We start from the raw sequence: 14,698 nt of genomic DNA on the forward strand, positions 1-14,698 counted from the left end.
TATGCTAAAAATGTCTATTATAATTATTCGATTACATATGAAAAATCCCTTTAAACAGAAACGAATTCATCGTCATACGTTATAAAGGGATTGCTAGAATCTATATTTACTGCTTTATTAAATTTTTCTCTACACAAAAATGATACAGTTCTTCAACATCTTTCACTATGTAGGTCGCACTAACTTCAGTCAGTTCTTTTTCACAGCCATAGCCATATAAAACACCAATTGAAGCAATTCCATTCTGATTTGCACCTATTATATCGTGCTTTCTATCACCAATCATTATCATTTCTTCTTTATTTAGTTCTTCATTTGTTTGTAAAATATGAGCAATTATTTCTTCTTTTTTTATTCTCGTACCATCTAAATTACTTCCAATGATGTCTTCGAAATAATTCGTTAATTGAAAATGCTCTATAACTTGTTTCGCAAATACAGTGGGCTTTGAAGTTGCTACGAATATGCGATTCCCTGAACTTTTTAATTGTTGCAAGAGCTTCAGAATCCCCTCGTATACATTATTTTCAAACAATCCACGCTGCTTTAAATACTCACGGAAGTAAAAAACAGCACGTTCAACCTCTCCTTCACTCATATTATATCTCTCTATGAATGATTGCTGAATAGGAGGACCTATAAATGAATCTAACTCACTTATATGTACTTCTTCAATTCCTACTTTTTTTAATGCATATAAAACCGAGTTTACAATCCCTTCTTTCGGATCCGTTAAAGTTCCATCTAAATCAAATAGAAATGTTTTATACATGCTTCATTCCTCCACTTAATTTGCTGTATAAATAAGTGCTAACATCTCTTCCACTTCTCCCTATTATACTATCATTATCTATTTTTTCGAAAAATCAATTTCCATATGTCACATACTTTCAGTTACAAAATACGATAGATATGATACAGTAAAAAAGTTACAATTATTTTAATAGAAACTGGTGAAACAAATGTCAATTACGTTAATTTTTATAATGGCTTTCACAATTGTGATCCACGCAGTTGAAACAAGCTCTTATAGTATTCGATTAGCTGGAGTACGTTTAAAGAAGATTGCGGTTGCCCTGTCTGTTGTAGGAATGGTGTTACTTATTTCAAGAACATCAAACTTACTACAAGCCTTTTTAATCGGTGGTATTGTCGATGAAGCAAAACTAGATTCTTCTATTAATTTAGAGCATATTATACGACTCGTACTATTATCGGCTTCTATCGGTACATTAATCGCGATCATTCTTTATCCAACTTTGACAAAATTATTTGGATATGTCATTCAAAACTTTGAAACAGACGGTTCTTTCATTCGAATGATGAAAACGAATAACATTCAAAAATTAAAGTACACAAAAAAATATGTCCGTTTTCCAAAGTTAGAAATGATTCATAGACTGCGTATCGGTGGTATCCCAAAGCGTATTATGCTTATTAACATGTTTGCTACTGCTATTTATACAGCAGGGGTACTTTCAGCCCTTTACGCTTCTTTTTTAAATCCAGATTATGCAACAAATGCAAGTACAGCTTCTGGCCTTGTAAATGGTTTCGCCACTATTTTATTAACTGTATTACTCGATCCACGCATTGCTCTTTTAACAGAACGTGCTCTACAATCAGAAAGCGGTGCTGAATCTATGAGTAAAATGTATGGTTGGCTAATGATTTCTAGACTTCTCGGCACATTATTAGCACAACTGCTATTTGTACCAGGTGCTTACTGGATTTTATGGATTATTGAACTGATGCATTAATTTACTAGAAAGGTGAATTTATCAATGAAGATCAAAACAGAGAAAGATATAATTCGCTTAATAGAAAACGACGAATGGATGCTGAATGTATTACAAATGGCAAAATCACTAGAGCTACCTGATTGGTGGATTTGTGCCGGATTTGTTCGTTCTAAAATTTGGGATACTTTACATGACTATGAAACTAAAACGGCTATGCCTGATGTTGATGTGATTTATTATGATAGTCTACATCAAGATGAGATATACGAACAATCATTAGAAACGAAATTAATGAATATGGATGCTACTATCCCTTGGTCTGTAAAAAATCAAGCTCGTATGCATGTAGTGAATAATATGCCACCATATTCTTCTTCTGTTAATGCTATTTCTAAATTCCCTGAAACAGCAACGGCTTTAGGAGTTACACTTGATGAACTAAACAACGTTATCTTAACAGCCCCATGTGGTATTGGAGATGTCCTTTCTTTACAAGTGAGACCAACAGCTCATTTTCTTGAATCAAAAGAACGATTACATATGTACAAAAACAGAGTTATAAAAAAGAATTGGCAAAGTAAGTGGCCTAACATCACAATCACATATCCAGAAATTTAGAAAGGGTGCCTCTCATTTATAGAAGCACCCTTTTCTTCATTTCAAAAAATGTATGACTGTTTCTGCAAATCTATCTGCTTCCTCATAATGAGGTGAATGACCGCTCTCTTCAAATACGATATACTTGCCGTTTCGGGCATCTTTATTAAATGTTTTAATTTGTTCTTCACACGTTACTACATCATGTTTTCCTACTATTAATAACATTAGATTTTGTACATCTTTTATTTTTGATAATAATGATGTATGACATGCTCCCTCTAATTTTAATCTATCAAAGTGAATTTTGGAGCGATTTGAAAATATTTCCCACTCTTCATCACTGTATAAACTCTCATCTGTCCTATCTTCCTTATTATTGTAAATCTCCATTCTTTTTTCTTCTAATTCAGCGCTTAATCTTATATAAGCTTCTAACAACTCTTCTGAACTAGCATCGCTAGATGAATAAGTAAGAGACTCTTCTGCTACTTCTTCTTTTCCATACTTTTTTAATAAATGCCCTGTCTTTTGCAACAAAGCTCTACTTGTTAATGCAAAATTAAAAGTTGGTCCTTCAAATATTATTTTCTCTATTGAACTTGGATATATCGACGCATAAAGCAATGCTACATATCCACCGAAAGAATGTCCAATTATAGACCACTTCTCAATTTGTAATACTTTTTTTAATTCCTCACAGTCTTCAATCAAATCATTTAATCCAAAAGCTTCGTCTTCAGTAATTTCTTCTGAGCGACAAACACCTCTTTGATCTATCATAATTACATATAGAGAACCTTTTAAACGTTCCGCTTGATGAAATGAAAAATCATAACAACTCTCTCCTGGTCCACCATGCAAGTATAAGACTGGCTTATTTTTAGGATTTCCATGTGTTTCAACGTATAGCTTTTTTCCTCTAATATTCATGTATTTCCCTGCTTCTATCAAATTTCCCTTTATGATCATCACTCCTTTTTTTTACTGAATATTATAACATTTAATATTAAATAATCCCTATTACATTTAAGAAGACGATAATTATTGCAAGTGGTGCTACAAATCGAAGTAAAAATGCCCAACAAGTAAATACTTTCTTTCCATAATTTCCACCTACAAAAAACTCCGCTTCTAGTACCTTCTTCTCCATTTTGAATGAAACGAAAATACTAATAAATAGTGCACCAAGCGGCATTAATATATTACTAGATAAAAAGTCTACTGCATCAAAAATATTCTTTCCGAAAATCGTAATATCACTCCATACTCCAAATGATAACGCTGATGGTATACCTACTAAGAAAATGCCGAAACCGATCAGCCATGATAATTTCGTCCTCTTTTCTTGTTCACCATTTGCTAATGCTGAAACAACAGTCTCTAGTAAAGAAAATGCCGATGTTAATGTCGCAAATGTAAATAGTGCAAGAAATACTGTTAAGAAAAACCCACCAAATGGAATTTGACTAAATACAGATGGTAATACGATAAATAGTAATCCAGGTCCTTCTGTCGGCTCCATTCCTAATGAAAATACGGCCGGAAAAATGGCAAGACCCGCAAATAAAGAAACAAATAAATTCAATCCAACAATTGTTATTGCTGATTTTGGTAAACTTTCTTTTTTATTTAAATAGGAACTATACGTAACCATAATTGAAATCCCGATACTAATTGCAAAGAATGATTGCCCCATTGCAAACAAAATACTTTCTGAAGTAATCTTTGAGAAATCTGGTTGTAAGAAAAACTTCACGCCTTTCATAGCATCATCAAGTGTTAACGACCGAATAATAAGAGCGACAAATAAAACGAACAATGCTGGCAACATATATTTACTTGCTTTTTCAATTCCGTTTTGTACACCCTTTGATACAACCCATATCGTAATGAACATAAAAGCGAAATGTCCCATAATCGCCCAAGCGGGATTCCCAATTGTTTCAGTAAATAATATGCCGTAATTTTGTCCTGGAGTAATTAGTTGTCCAGTTATTCCTCTGAATAAATAAATTAATACCCATCCACCTACAACACTATAAAACGAAAGTAGTATAAAACACGTTCCAACACCAAGGCGTCCAATCCAATGCCATCCTGTATTTGGTGCAATGCTTTTAAATGCGCCAACTGCTTGTTTCTGCGTACTGCGTCCAATCATAAATTCAGCTATAAGTAGCGGTAGTCCAATTAAAACAGTAAATAATATAAAGATTAAAAAGAACGCTCCTCCCCCACTCTTTCCAGCGATATAAGGAAACTTCCATATCGCACCAAGTCCAATTGCAGATCCTGCTGCAGCCATTATAAAACCTAATTTCGAAGTCCATTGCTCCGTTTGTTTCATCTCATTTTCCTCCCAATTAAATCATTTTATATAAATAAATTAATTTTATAGACCTATCCAAATAAACCCTCCATTTCTTTTTCCATATAATAAAAAAATGGCCTAGCATCTCTATATAAAGAGACGCTAAGCCATTTACTTAACGCGGTACCACCCTTATTGATTCCATTATGAATCCACCTTAGTAGTAATCGTTTGATTACAAACCTAATATCGAAGGTTAACCGTTAAGATTTACTAAGAATGTGATTCCGTTCCACCTTACTGCTCCTAGGCGAGTTCAGGATGTCATTTGACTATGTCGCACCAACCCATAGCTCTCTGTACAAATACATGACCTTACTACTCCTATTCAACACATTTTAATATTTAGAATATATTTTCTTTTGAAATTAATATGAAGTATATCGGTTATATTTGTAACTGTCAAGGGGTATATTGATTTTTTTGTCGAAATGGTTCATATTTCAACTGACTTTTACTAAGCTTATTGGAAAAAGAAAGAATCTATATTTTCACCTTTTCAAACGAACTATAAAAAAAGAATCTTCGCGATAATCGCGAAGATTCTTTTTACGGTATGAGACGAGTACAATCTCTCGGAAAAGCACTCGCCTCTCGTACATTTGTTAATTCTAAAAGTTTATATACAACCCTTTCTAACCCAATTCCGAAACCTCCATGTGGTGGACAACCGTATCGGAATGTATTTAAATAAGATTGAAATTTATCTGGGTGTAATCCTTTTTCTTTAAACGAAGCGAGTAACATTTCATAATTATGAATTCGCTGTGCCCCTGACGTTATTTCTAATCCTTTATATAATAAGTCGAATGAATCAGTAATAGCTGGATTCTCTTTATTCGGCATCGTATACATCGGTCTCGCTTTTTTCGGATAATGCGTAATAAAAACAAATTCACTATTATATATTTCCTTCACATATTTCCCTAGTAACTTTTCACCTTCTGTATCTAAATCCCCTACAGGAGATTCTTTACGATACTTACTTTTCAAAATTTCTTGTGCTTCTAACAATGTAATTTTAGGTATTTCAGTAATAACAGGTACTTCTATTTGTAATAGTTGTAGTTCTATTTCACATTTTTTCGCTACTTTTTGAAACATATATCGTAAAACATCCGTTTCTAGTTGCATCACTTCATAAAAATCATGAATAAAACCAAGCTCTAAGTCTAACGATATATATTCATTCAAATGACGGGAAGAATTATGATGTTCCGCTCTATATACAGGTGCAATTTCAAAAACTCGTTCTAACCCACCTGCCACCATCATTTGCTTATAGAACTGTGGTGATTGTGCTAAATAAGCTTCTTTTTGGAAGTATGGAAGCTTAAAAACATTTGCTCCTCCTTCTGCCCCTTGCGAAACAATTTTCGGCGTAAAGATCCGTGTGAAATCGTTCTCTATAAGAAATTCACTAAAGCTCTGAACGAGTGTAGATTTCACTTTAAAAATCGCTGCGGTTCGCTCATGCCTTAATGATATTACTCGCTCATTAAGTAGTTGATCTAAGCCAACTTGTAACTTCTTTTTATTTATTTCAAATGGAAGTGGCTCTGCACCGTTTATTACTTTCACTTCATGAGCAAGTACTTCAACACCCAATTCTGTTTTCGATGTCTCGACTATTTCACCAATTACGTGGACGACACTTTCTACATCAACTTTATATCCAGCCAATTCATTTTCTAATACACATTGAATTACTCCTGTTCTGTCCCGTAATAATAAAAAACTAACATTTCCAAGATGTCGAATCTTTTTTACCCATCCTTGAAGTAATACAACCTTTCCACTTTGCTTTTTACATTCTTTTGTGAGTGAACGCTTCATTATTGAATCCATTATTTTTCCCTCCAGTAATTTTATATTTATTTACGTTATTGTTGTCATCGTCATCATCCACGGTCACTCACCCCCTTTCAAAGAATACAAAAATCCGCCCCTATAAATAGGGACGGATTTTTTCCGCGGTACCACCCAAATTGTCATATTGACCATCTTAGCCCTGATAACGGTAGGTACCGTTTGCTTTTACTAATAATCACGTTCAAAGCAACACTCACAGGTGTCTTTCCATCATGCGGTATCGCAACCTTCCCAGCAATCGGCTGCTCTCTGTAGACCTTTGCACCATGTACTTTTCCTGATCATCACTTTTTATATTTACAGAGTATTCTAACTCCTCACCTTATAAAACGCAAGCTTTTTTTGAAACATTCTGGTTTTATAACTCCTAACTTCTTCTAAATTGTGAAAAGTTAATTTTGTAATACATATTCTTATGTATTAAATCCAAAATTACACCTTTAATATTTTCCAATTTTTACATAAAAACTAATTCATTTACGCATATTAATAAGAATTTTAAAGCGAGGTGTGTATATGCAAAAAGCAATTAGTTTCTTTCTCCTTTTGTTTTGCTTAATTGTAGTAAACGAAACGTATGCCTATTCACCAAAATCTTTACCAATCTCTCAAAACTCTGATCAATGGCAAGTGAATATTGATAAACCGAAAAAAACAAACAAGAATATGCTTCAAGCTAAAAAAGATGAATTTCAAACATATCATTTTTCAGTAAAGAATGTCGGGAATAGTGAAGTATATAATGTAAACGTCGAAGTATTCCGCAACGAACCAAATAAGAAAACGAAATATGAACTCTTTTCCCTAAAGGAAAGTCGTTTGGCAAGTGGAAAAACTGGATTTGAACACGCTAATTTACCCGTTGCTACAAAAGCAGATGAAGTTGATGTTATTATTACATGGCAAGAACACCCATTCCAATCGATGCGAAATGGTCAAAAAGTTGAATCTAGAAAATTTAAAGAGCATTTTGTTTTTAAAGAAGCTAAAAAATAAATGGGATACGGATATATTCACACTATCATTGATATAGCTTTATTTACTAGTACCAGTTCGTAAGCAAATTAAAAAGTCGTGGCTTATAATGCCACGACTTTTTATATTAATTCGTACTAATGCCTCTCGCTGCCCAAATGCGATCGATATCAGCAGCATGTTGTCCGCCATATAAAAGAGCATCCGCTTGCTTAATCGCTTTCGCTCCATCACTGAATTTAGAGTTTGGTGTTAATGACCAGTGTGATTGTAAAATGATTTTTGTTGCTACATCACGGCCAAAAGCTTGTGCCATTTCGTATTGGCCTTGAGCCCAAATTTCACCATCATCATGCACTTCATTCGTTATATCTTTCGGATATACTTTATTCGTATCTAATCGGCGTAAGCATGTTGGATCTGAACTAGAATAAGCTGTCGCATCCCATTCTCCAACACATGCTTTACCATATCCAGTAGTCGATACTGCATCTTCATATGTAGCACCTAAGAAGTCGCCAAATCCTTCTCCCATCGCTCCACCTTCTGCTGAACTACCAAAGCCAGGAACTTGGTTATCTTGAATCGAATGCCCATATTCATGTGCGATAATACCAGCATCTTCTGCATCATCAACACCGCCAGTACCGAAAGTCAAAGCTTTTGTTGATGGAGAATAGAATGAGTTATCATCAGTTGTACCATTAACATTCACTTTTATCGAACGGTTATTAATATTTTTAAAACCTAGACTTTGAATGTAACGTTGCAATGTGTCGATATGATAGTACGACATAACATCTTCAAAGCTATCATTTGCGCGTGTATAGTTAAATTGTAAATTCGTAGATTTTGTTTTCGCTTTTGAAGAAATCGTTACATATTCTCCAATTAAAAATCCTGTTCCATCTAAACCTTTTAACGTAACAGTTTTCAGTTGGTTCGTTAGAGCTGTTGAATCTGCATCGTTATTATCTTTTAAGCCTACTTTACTACCGCTAGATACGACTGGGTTAGGTAAAAATACTTTTCCTGACCCTTCAGCTTTTCGGTTTATATCAACCTTTTTAATTAACTTTCCATTTTCTGCATCAATAAATGTTTCCCATGCACCAAATGGATTATTAGAATGGACTACAACTTTATATACTGGACGAGCAATTCCTTCTTCAATAATATATCCGAACTCTTTATCTGTAGGAGCCCATAAATTTTGCTCACTTGCTTCTCCAACATACGCCATTGATTTTTGTATTGCATCTTTTTCACTAATTTTTGTCGTTACTTCCTTCAAACCTGTAACAGGCTGATAATCAGAAACAGCGAGTACTCCCTTTCCTTCTCCGTTAAGCGTAACTGTTATTTGTTTTGAAAATACAGGTGCACCATTAACAACTTGTTGGAACCTAACATATGAAGCTACTGATGTTTCTGTTGTAGAAATATATTGCAAGTCTGAAAGATCTGTTTTCAATCCATACTGCGCAGCATTTTCTTTTAAATATTCAGTTGCTTTTTTCTGTGGCGAATAAGCTTCTAACTTTACTTGCTGTTGTTTTTCCAATGCCGAAACCGTAGAAATCGTCCCCATTACTAACGGCACGGTCATTGCCATTGCCACCATTTTTTTATTAAACATAGAACCACTCCCCCTAATAAAGTAGCTCAACCTTATCCCATTACCACTAGGCAATCATTCCCCGCAAAACGGATGGATAAAAATTGAATCTACGAGTAATTCTCTATGAACACTTCTATTACCTTTCCATTTAGGGTAAGTGAAATTTTCTCAATATTTATGTGTAAAGTGAACACAATACTTTAGAAAGAAATTTCTAAATCCATTCCTTATCCCTAAAGCTTTTCATATTACTGTTTAAAAAAATAGGCTATTTTTTACCTAACGGTAGGTTGAAAAAATCACTTGTAAATGATACGATTTAAATAACCTTTTTTTAGGAGGATCTATATGAGTAAAAGTGAAGAAACACTCTCTTCAATAATGGAAGCAAGTTATCGCCTTTTTGCTACGTACGGTATTGTTAAAACAACTTATACAATGATTGGTGAGGAGGTTGGTATCGCAAAACCATCTATATATTACTACTTTAAGTCTAAAGATGCTTTAATTGAATGTATTTTTACTGAATTATGTAAAGCTATGCAGTTCTCTTCGTATTTCCATACAGAAGAGTTTACAAAATCAAATTTTATTGAAAAATGTATTGCAATTGGCCTTAAAATAATTGATGAACAGCGAAACGACCCTTATTTTAACCGAGTGCTACAAGAATATGTATTACTATCTTCAAGAAACAAGATGTACAAAGATCGATTACTAACTGTGCAAACAGAATATTTACATGGATTTGAAGTACTCCTTACAAAAGCAAATGAACTTCAATTAATTGAAAATAAAAATCTAGTTTCAAAAGCTCATATGTTAGCATTAGTGCTTGATAATATCGGAAATTTTATGATGATTGATGCAAAGATAGATTATAAACAAATTTGGATTGAAGCTGTAAATAACATTTTTGAAAGAAGGGGTTGAAGTGAATATAAAAAAACGCATTATCGGCTTAGATTTGGCTAGAGCTTGGGCGATGTTTGGTATGCTACTTGTTAATTTCATGGTGATAACAGGTGCAGAAGGAAATGGTCCCCCTTTTTTAATAACCTTCATGTCACTATTTGAAGGTAGAGCCTCTGCTTTGTTTGTTATACTTGCTGGCATCGGTATAACTTTAATGACTAGGTCAGCCGTTGCTAGCAATGAACAAATAAAAATTTCTAATAGCCGAAAGACCATATGGAAACGATCACTTTTCTTATTTATTTTAGGATTACTACTATATGTAATGGAGTGGACTGGGGATATATTACACTACTATGGTGTTTACCTTTTCGTTGCTGCATTACTCATGACAGTACGCAAAAAACTATTACTTTTTCTTTCTATCATTATTTTATTGTTCGCACAATCTCTTCAGCTTACTTTCAATACTTTCGAGGGTTGGGTAGGTCCAACTCCATTTATAAATTATGTAGACTTCTGGACAATAAAGGGTTTTCTTCGCAACTTATTCTTTAATGGCTATCACCCTATTTTCCCTTGGTTCTCGTTCTTCTTAATCGGTATGTTAATTGGCAGGTTAGATCTTCATAATAAAAAAATAAAAAAAAGATTACTCTTACTCGGTATTACAATCACAATATTGACAGAACTTTTATCAAAAGGACTTACACACTTTTTTATTCCATACATCGGCAGAGAGGCCGCCACATTTTTATTTAATACAGGACCCATCTTACCAAATGTATTATATATTTTATCTGCTACAGGATCCTCTATTGCTATATTAATCATTTGCCTCTATATCGCTGAAAAATATAGAAATAATTGGTTTGTCACTTCCATTGTACAAACAGGACAATTAACATTAACTCATTATGTCAGTCATGTATTTATCGGTATTGGGACATTAATTCTATTAAATAGAATGGAAAATCAATCACTACTATTCGTTTTATTATTTGCTACTGCATTTTTCATTTTCAGCATTTTAATTAGTGTGTTATGGAGAAAGAAATTTTCTAGAGGTCCTATCGAATGGATTATGAGGAAATTAGCCGGATAAATTTCCATCATACAAAAAGGAAGTTGGAATCATTCCAACTTCCTTCTCCTTTAATGAGCCGCGCTTAATTTAATTCGAACTTTCGTTTCACCTAAAGAAAGTTCATCATCTTCGTTCGTTAAGTGACCAAATGTAAATTGTTTAACGAGTAAGTTTTCTTCCAATAAATCTTTATGGTTCGTTAACGTTCGCTGTAGCTCTACTTCTGTATCAAGAATAACATCCACTCGTAAATTAACTGGTAAATTCAACTGTTTACGATATTCTTGAACCGCACGAATGAATTCACGCGCTACTCCTTCTTGCAACAATTCTTCCGTTACATTCGTATCTAACATAACCGTATATTGTCCGTTAGTCGTATTAGAGAATCCTGATTTTGCAACTTTCTCAACTAACACATCTTCAGCAGTTACAACTACTTCTTCTCCTGGTGTTGCTTCGTAAACTGCTCTTCCTGTTGATACAAAGTTTTGTACTTCTTCTTGTGATAATTGTTTTAGCCAACCATTCACTGCATTCACATTTTTACCGAATTTCGGCCCCGCTGTTTTAAAATTAAGCTTCAATTGATATGATGTGTATTTTGTTTCATCGAGTTCAACATGGAATGCTTTTACATTTAACTCATCCATAACGATATCACGATAAGATTCCCAATCCATATCATTCTCGTTATGCTCAAGTAATACAAGTTCTGCTAGCGGCTGTTTTACTTTTAAAGAATGCTGATTACGGTTACTTCTTCCAAGTTCAACAACTTGTAAAACAGCATCCATTTCCGCTTCTAATTTCGGTTGAAGTAGTGATTCATTTACAACTGGATAATCAGCTAAATGAACGCTGCCTCCTTCTAAATTTAGATGAATGTCTTCCGCGACAAACGGTGTAAATGGTGCAATTAATTTACTAATTGTTACAAGCACTTCATGAAGTGTCTCATACGCAGCTGCTTTCTCAGCGTTCATACCAGATTCCCAGAAACGATTACGTGAGCGTCTTACATACCAGTTACTCACTTCATCTACAAGTGCTGCAATTTCACGAGCTGCATTCGTAAATTGATAATCATCAAGTGCAGTTCTTACTTTTTTCGTTGTACTATGCAATCTTGATAATACCCATTCGTCTAATTTTGTAAGCCTTACATCATACGTTTCTTTCGGATTATATTCATCTAAATTTGCATATAAAACGTAGAAGCTATACACATTGACTAATGTATCTACAAATTTAGATTTCGCTTCCAGTACTGTTCTTTCAGAAAAACGCTTCGCATTCCACGGGGCACTATCAACAAGTAAAGCCCATCTTAGCGCATCTGCACCAAATTTATCTACTAAATCAACTGGATCTAGTGCATTTCCTTTGCTTTTAGACATTTTCTGCCCTTCTTCATCTAAAACATGCCCTAGTGATAACACTCGTTTATACGGTACTTTTCCTGTATATAGTGCTGATACTGCTAATAAACTATAAAACCAGCCGCGTGTTTGATCAATTCCTTCAGCAATAACATCCGCTGGAAACTGCTCTTCAAATAACTCTTTATTTTCAAATGGGTAATGATATTGTGCAAATGGCATAGAACCACTATCAAACCAAACATCAATCACTTCTGGTGTACGATTCATTGTGCCTCCGCATTTCCCGCAGCACACTTGCACTTCATCTACATAAGGCTTATGCAATTCCAAATCTTCTGGTGTTTCTTTCGTACTATGCTTTCTTAATTCGGCAATGCTTTTCGGTGCGAACTGATGATCACAACTTTCACATTCCCACACGTTTAATGGCGTTCCCCAATATCTATTTCGGCTAATATTCCAGTCCACCATATTTTCTAAAAACTTACCAAAGCGCCCATGTTTCATATGATCCGGATACCAAGTAACAGAATCATTATTTTGTAAAAATGTATCTTTAATTGCAGTTGTTCGGATTAACCAACTTTCTCCTGCATAATAAAGTAGTGGTGAATCACAACGCCAGCAATGCGGATAGCTATGTTCATATTTTTCTTTATGATACAGTAAACCTTCCTTCGCTAAATAACGAACGATATCCACGTCACAATCTTTTACAAATTTCCCTTTCAAAAATGGTACTGCCTCTGTATACTCACCTTTTTCATCTACAACGTGCAAGAATGACAAGCCTTCACTTTGAACAACTCTATAATCGTCCTCTCCATATGCTGGAGCAATATGAACAAGTCCTGTACCACTATCTCCCGTTACAAAATCTGCTGCAATAACGCGGTAACCATTTGTAACTTCTTTCATCGGAAATGGCGCTGTATAAGATGTGTTTAATAATTCTTCGCCTTTATGAACAGATAATACTTCATAGTTCTCTTTTAATACTTCTTGTACACGTTCTTTCGCAACAATGTATACATGACTTTCTTGTTTTGCTTTAACGTATTCCATATTTGGATGGACAGCAAGCGCAACGTTTGCTGGAAGTGTCCAAGGTGTTGTGGTCCAACCTAAGAAATACTCATTTTCACTATCTTTCACTTTAAACTTCACAGTTGCACTTAAATCTTTTACTGTTTTATACCCTTGTGCAACCTCATGTGAGCTCAATGAGGTTTGGCAGCTTGGGCAGTATGGTGAAACTCTATGTCCTTTATATAACAATCCTTTTTCATGGATTGTCCCCAAAATATGCCATACACTTTCGATATATGGATTCTTTAAAGTTACATATGGATCATCCATATCTACCCAATAACCAATACTTTCAGTGAATTCACGCCACTGCTTCTCATATGTGAAAACACTCTCTTTACACTTTTGAATAAATGGTTCAATACCATATTCTTCGATCTCATGTTTACCAGAAATACCAAGTTGCTTCTCAACGCCTAATTCTACAGGTAAACCATGTGTATCCCATCCCGCTTTTCTTAACACTTTATAACCAGCCATCGTTTTATATCTTGCTACTAAATCTTTAATTGTTCGTCCAAGTGCATGACCTACATGCGGTAGTCCGTTCGCCGTTGGTGGTCCTTCATAAAATACGAAAGACTGTGCGCCTTCTCGATTCTGAATTGATTGTTCGAAAATATTTTGTTCGTTCCACTGTTTGCGAATTCGCATTTCTCTTCCTACAGCTGATTCTTTTACATCTACTTTTTCCATATACAATCACTCCTTTGAATATTTTAAAGCACACAAAAAACCCGTCCCTATAAAGTAGGGACGGGTTTACCCGCGATACCACCCTAATTCTATTAGCATTTTCACTAATAGCACTTAGCAACGTACTATCATACGTGTTCTTTGTAACGGTAGACATCCGTCCGGGCTTACTTACTTTCAGCCTCGGCTCCTCGGAGATGATTTTCAAATAACGTCTGCACACCGGCTTTCAGCAATATACCGGCTCTCTGGAGAGCAGCTCACTATTTTACTCTTTCTCGTCTTCAGATTTGTATACTTTGTTAAAAGTTATTTTATGCCATTTAGCAACTAATTGTCAACTAA

11 protein-coding genes and 3 other annotated features are annotated in these 14,698 nt (G+C 34.6%); of the genes, 5 read left to right on the forward strand and 6 right to left on the reverse strand.

Annotated features, from left to right (window positions below):
- Window positions 1-106: 106 nt before the first annotated feature.
- The gene (locus M1D66_RS16275) at window positions 107-772 is read right to left on the reverse strand and encodes an HAD family hydrolase (RefSeq protein WP_000278481.1); all 666 of its coding nucleotides are present in this window, start codon (window positions 770-772) and stop codon (window positions 107-109) included.
- A gap of 190 nt (window positions 773-962) precedes the next feature.
- On the opposite strand from M1D66_RS16275, the gene M1D66_RS16280 reads away from it, so the two are divergent.
- Together M1D66_RS16280 and M1D66_RS16285 are read left to right on the forward strand one after the other, a co-directional pair.
- The gene (locus M1D66_RS16280) at window positions 963-1,760 is read left to right on the forward strand and encodes a lipid II flippase Amj family protein (protein ID WP_000028915.1); all 798 of its coding nucleotides are present in this window, start codon (window positions 963-965) and stop codon (window positions 1,758-1,760) included.
- Window positions 1,761-1,784: 24 nt separating this feature from the next.
- Window positions 1,785-2,360: a nucleotidyltransferase family protein gene (locus M1D66_RS16285; protein ID WP_242554612.1), complete on the forward strand. Its 576-nt coding sequence runs from the start codon at window positions 1,785-1,787 to the stop codon at window positions 2,358-2,360.
- Window positions 2,361-2,396: 36 nt separating this feature from the next.
- Here the strand turns inward: M1D66_RS16285 and M1D66_RS16290 are convergent, their stop codons facing one another.
- The 3 genes from M1D66_RS16290 to aspS form a co-directional block, all read right to left on the reverse strand.
- On the reverse strand, window positions 2,397-3,272 hold the full coding sequence (locus M1D66_RS16290; RefSeq protein ID WP_242554613.1) for an alpha/beta fold hydrolase: 876 nt from the start codon (window positions 3,270-3,272) through the stop codon (window positions 2,397-2,399).
- A gap of 76 nt (window positions 3,273-3,348) precedes the next feature.
- Complete coding sequence (locus M1D66_RS16295; RefSeq protein ID WP_000814535.1) at window positions 3,349-4,689, reverse strand: sodium-dependent transporter; 1,341 nt, start codon at window positions 4,687-4,689, stop codon at window positions 3,349-3,351.
- A gap of 116 nt (window positions 4,690-4,805) precedes the next feature.
- Window positions 4,806-5,054, reverse strand: a binding site (T-box leader).
- A gap of 208 nt (window positions 5,055-5,262) precedes the next feature.
- The gene (aspS, locus tag M1D66_RS16300; RefSeq protein ID WP_000377331.1) at window positions 5,263-6,561 is read right to left on the reverse strand and encodes an aspartate--tRNA(Asn) ligase; all 1,299 of its coding nucleotides are present in this window, start codon (window positions 6,559-6,561) and stop codon (window positions 5,263-5,265) included.
- Between the two features lie 105 nt (window positions 6,562-6,666).
- Window positions 6,667-6,879: a binding site (T-box leader), on the reverse strand.
- Window positions 6,880-7,101: 222 nt separating this feature from the next.
- Between aspS and M1D66_RS16305 the strand changes: the two genes are divergently transcribed.
- Complete coding sequence (locus M1D66_RS16305; RefSeq protein ID WP_001167910.1) at window positions 7,102-7,581, forward strand: hypothetical protein; 480 nt, start codon at window positions 7,102-7,104, stop codon at window positions 7,579-7,581.
- Between the two features lie 106 nt (window positions 7,582-7,687).
- Here M1D66_RS16305 and M1D66_RS16310 read toward each other — a convergent pair whose 3' ends face one another.
- Entirely contained in the window at window positions 7,688-9,199 is a 1,512-nt protein-coding gene (locus tag M1D66_RS16310; RefSeq protein WP_242554614.1) for a M36 family metallopeptidase, read from the reverse strand.
- A 330-nt stretch (window positions 9,200-9,529) separates the two neighbouring features.
- Between M1D66_RS16310 and M1D66_RS16315 the strand changes: the two genes are divergently transcribed.
- On the forward strand, window positions 9,530-10,114 hold the full coding sequence (locus M1D66_RS16315; protein WP_000045224.1) for a TetR/AcrR family transcriptional regulator: 585 nt from the start codon (window positions 9,530-9,532) through the stop codon (window positions 10,112-10,114).
- Between the two features lies 1 nt (window position 10,115).
- Window positions 10,116-11,201 carry a DUF418 domain-containing protein gene (locus M1D66_RS16320; RefSeq protein WP_001022159.1) on the forward strand — a complete coding sequence of 362 codons (1,086 nt, stop codon included), beginning with the start codon at window positions 10,116-10,118 and terminating at the stop codon, window positions 11,199-11,201.
- A gap of 50 nt (window positions 11,202-11,251) precedes the next feature.
- Here M1D66_RS16320 and ileS read toward each other — a convergent pair whose 3' ends face one another.
- Window positions 11,252-14,353: an isoleucine--tRNA ligase gene (ileS, locus tag M1D66_RS16325; protein ID WP_044306552.1), complete on the reverse strand. Its 3,102-nt coding sequence runs from the start codon at window positions 14,351-14,353 to the stop codon at window positions 11,252-11,254.
- A 53-nt stretch (window positions 14,354-14,406) separates the two neighbouring features.
- Window positions 14,407-14,647 (reverse strand) — a binding site (T-box leader).
- Window positions 14,648-14,698: the final 51 nt, after the last annotated feature.

This window comes from Bacillus sp. PK6-16 (genome assembly GCF_056530295.1).

Bases quoted from the DNA above. Each gene is read 5' to 3' on its own strand.
- M1D66_RS16275 (WP_000278481.1), bottom strand. From the start codon at position 772: ATGTATAAAACATTTCTATTTGATTTAGATGGAACTTTAACGGATCCG.
- M1D66_RS16280 (WP_000028915.1), top strand. From the start codon at position 963: ATGTCAATTACGTTAATTTTTATAATGGCTTTCACAATTGTGATCCAC.
- M1D66_RS16285 (WP_242554612.1), top strand. From the start codon at position 1,785: ATGAAGATCAAAACAGAGAAAGATATAATTCGCTTAATAGAAAACGAC.
- M1D66_RS16290 (WP_242554613.1), bottom strand. From the start codon at position 3,272: ATGAATATTAGAGGAAAAAAGCTATACGTTGAAACACATGGAAATCCT.
- M1D66_RS16295 (WP_000814535.1), bottom strand. From the start codon at position 4,689: ATGAAACAAACGGAGCAATGGACTTCGAAATTAGGTTTTATAATGGCT.
- aspS (WP_000377331.1), bottom strand. From the start codon at position 6,561: ATGGATTCAATAATGAAGCGTTCACTCACAAAAGAATGTAAAAAGCAA.
- M1D66_RS16305 (WP_001167910.1), top strand. From the start codon at position 7,102: ATGCAAAAAGCAATTAGTTTCTTTCTCCTTTTGTTTTGCTTAATTGTA.
- M1D66_RS16310 (WP_242554614.1), bottom strand. From the start codon at position 9,199: ATGTTTAATAAAAAAATGGTGGCAATGGCAATGACCGTGCCGTTAGTA.
- M1D66_RS16315 (WP_000045224.1), top strand. From the start codon at position 9,530: ATGAGTAAAAGTGAAGAAACACTCTCTTCAATAATGGAAGCAAGTTAT.
- ileS (WP_044306552.1), bottom strand. From the start codon at position 14,353: ATGGAAAAAGTAGATGTAAAAGAATCAGCTGTAGGAAGAGAAATGCGA.